Source organism: Marinilabiliales bacterium (assembly GCA_007695015.1).
Taxonomy (GTDB): Bacteria; Bacteroidota; Bacteroidia; order Bacteroidales; family PUMT01; genus PXAP01.
Genome location: REEN01000102.1, coordinates 1 through 6,575, shown reverse-complemented (window position 1 = coordinate 6,575; position 6,575 = coordinate 1). Strand labels below are relative to the sequence as shown.

Below are 6,575 nucleotides of genomic sequence, written 5' to 3'. Positions count from 1 at the left end.
TATAAAATAACCCCTGCGGAATGAAGGAACTACCAATACCTTCATTCCGCAGGGGCTATTACCAAGATCACTTAACCTAAAACCACCTGAAAACCAAATTACTAAAACTAATCGCCGGGAACGGCGAAGTAATGTCGATTCTTAAAAGCATCTTTTAACCGGGTTAACCGCCGTTTCAGGCAGAGAACATCAGTTGAGAACTGAAGTTCCCCGCAGCTTGCTGGCTGCAGGGAATGTGTCTTCAGTATCCAAAGAATATTAATATCCCGGGTTGTTCCCGCTTTCAAGCATCAGCGGATTGCGATCCATCTCCGATTGTGGAATTGGAAAAAGAAGATGAGTCGAAACATCAAACGCAAACAGTGCAGGATCATAATCAAAGCCAAAGTCCTCCGCCGTCCAGGTCCCCAGGTTTATGTATCCTGCAGCATGCCATCTCCGGAGGTCGGTCCAACGATGTCCGTGTTCACCGGCAAGCTCCAGAAAACGCTCATGCATGATATCTTCCATGGTAACTGAAGCCAGATCGGCTGGAACTGGAGAAACAGAACCGTCAGGTGTCGACTCCCTTGCCCGTTGCCTGATATCATTCACCTGCCTCAGAGCCTCACCCTGGTTGCCGGTAGCCAGGTAGGCCTCGGCAACAGCCAGCTTGACATCAGCAAGACGCAGAATCCTGGTATTGTTTCTCGATGATATTTGCCATATTGGTTCATGAGCATTTCCTCTCTCCCCGTTTACATATTTCACTATGTGATATCCACCAAACCTTTCCCAGGGTTCTATCCACCATAGAGACCAGTCCATATTGTCTATATCGTCATTATCCCTTATTGTTTCTGATCTTCTCGGATCACCAGGTTCGAATGCATTGATCAACTTAGGTGTCGGCCCCATTCTTCCTGTTGTATAATTTCCCCAGTGATTGGTGAACATATGATACATTGCACCGGCTTGCCCGGCACCACGACCGAAATCATTATCCAGCCAGGCATTATCCTGCCCGCTGGGATTCATACTAGCCTGAAATTCAAAAAGGGATTCTGCATTATTTTCAAAACGGTAATCGAAGTTTTCACCAAAATGCACCAGTTCCCTGTTTCCTGATATTTTTTCGAAAGCAGTGATTGCCTTCTGATAATCCTCGGTGCTTTTGTTATTGTAACATGCACGGGTTACATACAATTTTACCAGAAGTCCGTATGCACCATCCTTGGTTATCCGGCCAAGATTTCTGTTATCCCAGGAATCGGGGAGCAATTCAGCTGCCTTTTCAAGAGAAGCAATGGCATTATCAAGCATCTCAAAGCCCTCGGAAGGCGGTAAGATAGCATCTTCAACAGTAGTAATACGCTCATCCTGTATTGGTGCTTTGCGCCACCAGTCCCATAATCTGAAATATACCCATGAGCGCAGGAAAAGCATTTCCCCCCTGTTTGCATCCATTAGTCCGGGAGTATCATAAAGCTCCTGTATTTCCGGGTCATCAAGTCGGTCAAGAACGAAATTGCATCTTCCAACGACGGCATAAAGTCGTTTCCAGAGCTCTTCCAGATTACCATTTGTACTGGTAAGACCGGAAAAGGTAAAAAGAGTTACTCCAGTATGTTCTCCGGCAATGTCATCACCTGGAAGCAACATGGGTGGCAAACAACTGGAATTATTGAGTATAGGCGAATAGAGACTAGTGAGGGCGGCATATGCGGCTCCAACCGCTCTCTGCATTCGCCCTTCATCCTCGAAAAAGACAGATTCAAGCTCCTTGGTTGGCTTTATGTCCAAATTCTTGTCACATGAAGGATTGACAAGGAAGCACATAAGCAAAAGCATTCCTTTTGATATATATTGTGTTATTTTCATAATTCGGATTTTTTTTTACTACATTTCTATTATATTCAGAAACGGGCATTCAGTCCCATAAACAATACCCTGGGTGTGGGATATTTATCACTTTCCGGATCAAGTCCCCGATACGGAGTTATTGTGAATAAATTGGATACCCCGAGGTAAATCCTTAAATTCCTGATATTATCATTCGTGAATGCATAGAAGGATTGAGGAAGGGTATATCCGACCTGGAGGTTTGACAGACGAAGGTAGGCAGCACTTTCAACAAAATAATCTGATGCACGGAAATTACCCGCCGGATCACCCCTCATTATCCTTGGCATATCTGTGTCTCTGTTCTCAGGTGTCCAGGAGTTCAAAACATCTGTAGAAAGGTTGCCTCCTGTTCCGGATGTGTATTCCAGAGACTGCCTGACCACATTATATTTAACCACATCGCCGACACCGGTAAATACCGCTCCCATATCAAATCCCCTGTATGTCAAATTCATATTGAACCCATAGAAATATCCGGGAATGCTATTTCCAAGGTAAACCTGATCATACGAATCAATTGTTCCGTCCGGACCTTCCGAATAAAATTCATTATCATTTTGCGGAGCGCCCCTGAGATCCTGAAAATAGAAATCACCAGGCCCGAGTTTTGGAGTCTGATAATTTACGTCCGAATTTTCGGCAAGCCATGCATCTATTTCGGACTGGTTCTGGAAAATCCCGCCAAGCTTATAGCCTCGCACGTAAAAGAGGGGATAACCTTCCTCGATACCTTGTCCGAATAGTGGTATACCTTTGTGGGTGCTGACTACCTCGTTATCATTAAGAGTGAAATTTCCTCCCATACTATATCCCAGTTCACCGATCCGGCCTGTATAGTTCAGTGCCAGCTCGACCCCACTGTTTCTTACAGAAGCAATGTTATCAACCGGTTGTAGCGTCACGCCAACGCTGTTGGGAAGTGAGACCGTCTGCAGAATTCCATCTGTGAGTTTATCATAATACTCGGCGGTAAAATATAGTCCTCTGAACAAAACAGCATCAAAACCTATATTGAAGGTTGTTGTCTTTTCCCATTGCAAATCCCTGTTGGCTATACCAAAAACGGTTGCGCCGGAGCTGTAATAACCAAGCCCGTCATCGGTTCTGCCCCATGAATATGCAGGCCTTGTGTCAATAACTGAAAGATAGGCCATATCACGAACCTCCTGGTTGCCCAACTGTCCCCATCCTGCACGTAGCTTCAGATCATCAAGCCAGTTGACATTTTCCATGAATCTTTCATTTGTGACCCTCCATGCTGCCGAAACGGCAGGAAATGTACCCCACCGGTTTTCAGGTGCAAAACGTGCACTTCCATCCCTCCTCATGATCAGATCAAGGTAATATGTATACTGATAATTGTATCCTATCCGGCCAAGCAATCCCTGCAAGGAATAGCGGTTACCTGAAGATTCAGTGCTAGTTAATTCTCTCTCCACGGAACCATCAATGAATCGAAGATAATCAAGGGTAGTTGACATGTATTCGCTACTGTAAGAAACAAACTTGCTGTTATATTGCTGATCCATTCCGCTGAAAAGCAGGTCCATGTTATGTCCGTTGATTGAAGCGGAATAATTTGCAAAAACTTCCTTTACGAGGTTGGTGTTATTAACTAAACGTTCTGCATAAGTCCCAACAGAACCGGGCCCACCTATTCCTCGCGGGTCTCCTCTTGTATAATCAAAAACGCTCGTCCGTTTATCAGTGAATTCAAATCTTCTGTTATCAAAAATATCCCTGCTAATCTGGGCCCTGATTGTAAAATTGGTCACCGGCTCAAGTTCAAAGTACAAATTCCCCATGTTGCGGTCGGTTTCATAATATGCATCATTTAACGCATACGAGCCAATATCATGCAATCTTGTTCCCTGCCCGTATAGCTTGGCACTGCTGTATGTTCCGTCTGGCCGCACCCCTCCAACAGTGGGAGCATAACCACCCGGACCATCTTCATCATAAATTGGCTGCCAGGGCGGAAACATTGCATATTGCCAGAAGTTTATCCGAAATGAATTGTCCCTTCCCTCAGCCTGGCTGATCCGGTAGTTCACTCCTGCACGCAGCCAATCGTTTATCCTGGCATTTATCTGGAAAGATCCGGAATAGCGCTGCAAATTATTGTGAACCAGAGCACCTTCGGTATCGGCAAAACTGCCTGACAGGGAGTAATCAACCCTGTCGGTTGCACCGGAAATCCGCAAAGAATAATCCTGGGTCGGGGCATTGTGATTCTTCAGAGCATCCTGCCAGTTGTAAGTAGGACTGTTACCCAGGTACCGGGGGTGGCTCGGGTCAAATAAACCCTCGTTCTCCGGGTCGACCGGAATTTCCGGGTCACTTGCGTGTACCCGTTGTATATGAGACGTGTATTGAGCAGTGTTCAAAACATCAATATGTTGTGGAATATTCTGAATTCCAAAGCGGCTGCTGAATTCAACAGAAGGTGCACCTAATTGTCCCCTTTTGGTGGTTATAAGTATTACACCGTTTGCAGCACGGACACCGTATATAGCCGCAGCCGAAGCATCTTTAAGTACGGATATTGATTCTATGTCATTCGGATCTATCATAGCCATTATATTTAATGGCCCCCTGATGTCAGTTGCTCCCAGGTCCTCAATACCTTCATAGCCTGCACCATACTCAGTAACAGGAATGCCATCGATAACATAAAGAGGGTTTGATATCCCCCAGGTATTAACTCCCCTGATCCTGATCTCAGGCCTCGCCATCGGATTTCCGCTTACACCCCCAACTTGTACACCGGCCATTTGTCCCTGCATTGCAAGTTCGGGAGTCATGCTGATGGTTCGTGCAATTTCTTCAGAAGCAATGGATGAAATGGATGTGGTCACGTCCCGTGCTCTTCTTGCCCCGTAACCAATGACCACAACTTCATCAAGAGCCTCAAGCTCCAGTTTCAAGCCTACATCAATTACCTGCCTGCCACCAACCGGTATCTCCTCACGGACATATCCAATATATGAAAACACAAGAACAACCTCATCGTCGGGCACATTAAGCGTATAACGTCCGTCAATATCAGTTATGGTTCCGGTGGTGGTTCCTTCAATGAAGACGTTCACACCCGGTAAAGGATCGTTGTTAGAGGCATCGGTAACACGACCGGAAACAACATGCTGCTGCAGCTCTTTCCTGGGTGCTATAACAACTAAATTATTTTCAAGAACTCTATAGGACATATCCGACATAAGCAACAATTCATCCATTGTTGAATTAATGTCGGTATCATCAACATTTATATTGACTCTTTTATTCAGGTCGGCAAATGCTTCATTATAAAAGAACCTGTAGGGGCTTTGTGTTTCTATCTCCCGTAACACATCCCTGATCGATTCATTATGCACGCTAAGCGTCACCTGCCCATGCATGGATACCGAGGCTGATAGCTGTACTGCACAAATTAGCATTAAATAGAATGTCAGTTTCATACGTAGTAGTAGTTTTTTACGAAACAAAACAGAATTTGAATATTTTTTCATAATTTTACAAGGTTAATTGTTAATAATAAACCATGGCGTGAAAATGCCTGAGATGGTTGTTATTAATGATTAATGGTTTTCTTTAAAACCGGGTGGATGGTGGAATATTTGCCCGGTTTTTCTTTAAGGGTTTTTGCATAGGCTTTTGTTTTAATTTTAGGTTAAGTTTAAAGGTTAATAGAGGGCTTACTTCATTGATAACTCTCTGAATATGTGTCTCCTTCTCTGATCCAGCTGAATGGTGACAACTCCCTTTTCAATCTCATACCTGATCGGAGCCGACATATTAATTATGCCCAGGATTTGCTCAAGAGTTTCCTGATGGAAATTGCCAGTGAACTTATGATCCTTCAACTCATCTGACTCTATTACTACAGATACATCGAATTTTCGTTCCAGGATAACGGCAAGATTACTTAGTTTTTCAGCGGTGAAAATAAAAACACCGTCTTTCCATGCAGTAGCTTCACGGGTATTTACATTGTTGGCCAGCAACAACTTCGGAGGCTCAATTATTTCAACCTTTGCCTCAGGAATTCTTTTTTCCGGTTCAGGCTGGATTTTATCTTCATCCGGCAGCACATGCCTGTACTGGCCTTTAATATATGTCACTCTTTGACTGGGCGTCATGGTGAGATCAATGTTTTCTCCCTCAATCTTTACCTTTCCCTCAACAAGGGTGGTTATTATCTCTTCTTCATCAGGGTATGCCTTAACATTGAATTTTGTTCCAAAGGCTTTTATTCTTAACCCGGATGCCTCTACAACAAATGGCATCTGAGGATTGGTTTCAACCTCAAAATAACCTTCGCCTTCGAGCATAACAATACGGTCATTAAAACCGAAACAACCTGAATAACTGATATTTGAACCGGCGTTCAGCTTAACTATACTACCATCCGGCAGGACAACTTCACCTCTGCCGCCTAATGGAACATTAACCTGGTGAGTTGTTTCCATGCTTATCAGGCTATGCAGCTTTTGCGAAGTAATTCTCCAGGCAACGGTGGCGCCGACCGATACAAGAAGGAGGAACACAGCGGCTATCCTGATCGCTTTTTGTAATGGAGAAATGGATATGACTGGTGTCTTTTTATCTTTTACAGTAAGTTTGTCCGACAGCTTTTTCCATTCATCATATTTTGCCTTGTTGAATTTCCCTTTCGGGGATGACTGGGAAGTCAG

General features: G+C 44.3%; 3 protein-coding genes. All 3 read right to left on the bottom strand.

Annotation, left to right across the window (positions count from 1 at the left end; all coding sequences use genetic code 11):
* Positions 1-258: 258 nt before the first annotated feature.
* The gene (locus tag EA408_12955) at positions 259-1,860 is read right to left on the bottom strand and encodes a RagB/SusD family nutrient uptake outer membrane protein (GenBank protein TVR69131.1); all 1,602 of its coding nucleotides are present in this window, start codon (positions 1,858-1,860) and stop codon (positions 259-261) included.
* A gap of 35 nt (positions 1,861-1,895) precedes the next feature.
* Positions 1,896-5,390 (bottom strand): SusC/RagA family TonB-linked outer membrane protein, encoded by a 3,495-nt coding sequence (locus tag EA408_12950; GenBank protein ID TVR69130.1) that lies wholly within the window; start codon positions 5,388-5,390, stop codon positions 1,896-1,898.
* 186 nt (positions 5,391-5,576) lie between these two features.
* A partial coding sequence (locus EA408_12945; GenBank protein TVR69129.1) for a FecR family protein occupies positions 5,577-6,575 on the bottom strand: 999 nt, incomplete at its 5' end.

Bases quoted from the DNA above. Each gene is read 5' to 3' on its own strand.
- EA408_12950 (TVR69130.1), bottom strand. From the start codon at position 5,390: ATGAAAAAATATTCAAATTCTGTTTTGTTTCGTAAAAAACTACTACTA.
- EA408_12955 (TVR69131.1), bottom strand. From the start codon at position 1,860: ATGAAAATAACACAATATATATCAAAAGGAATGCTTTTGCTTATGTGC.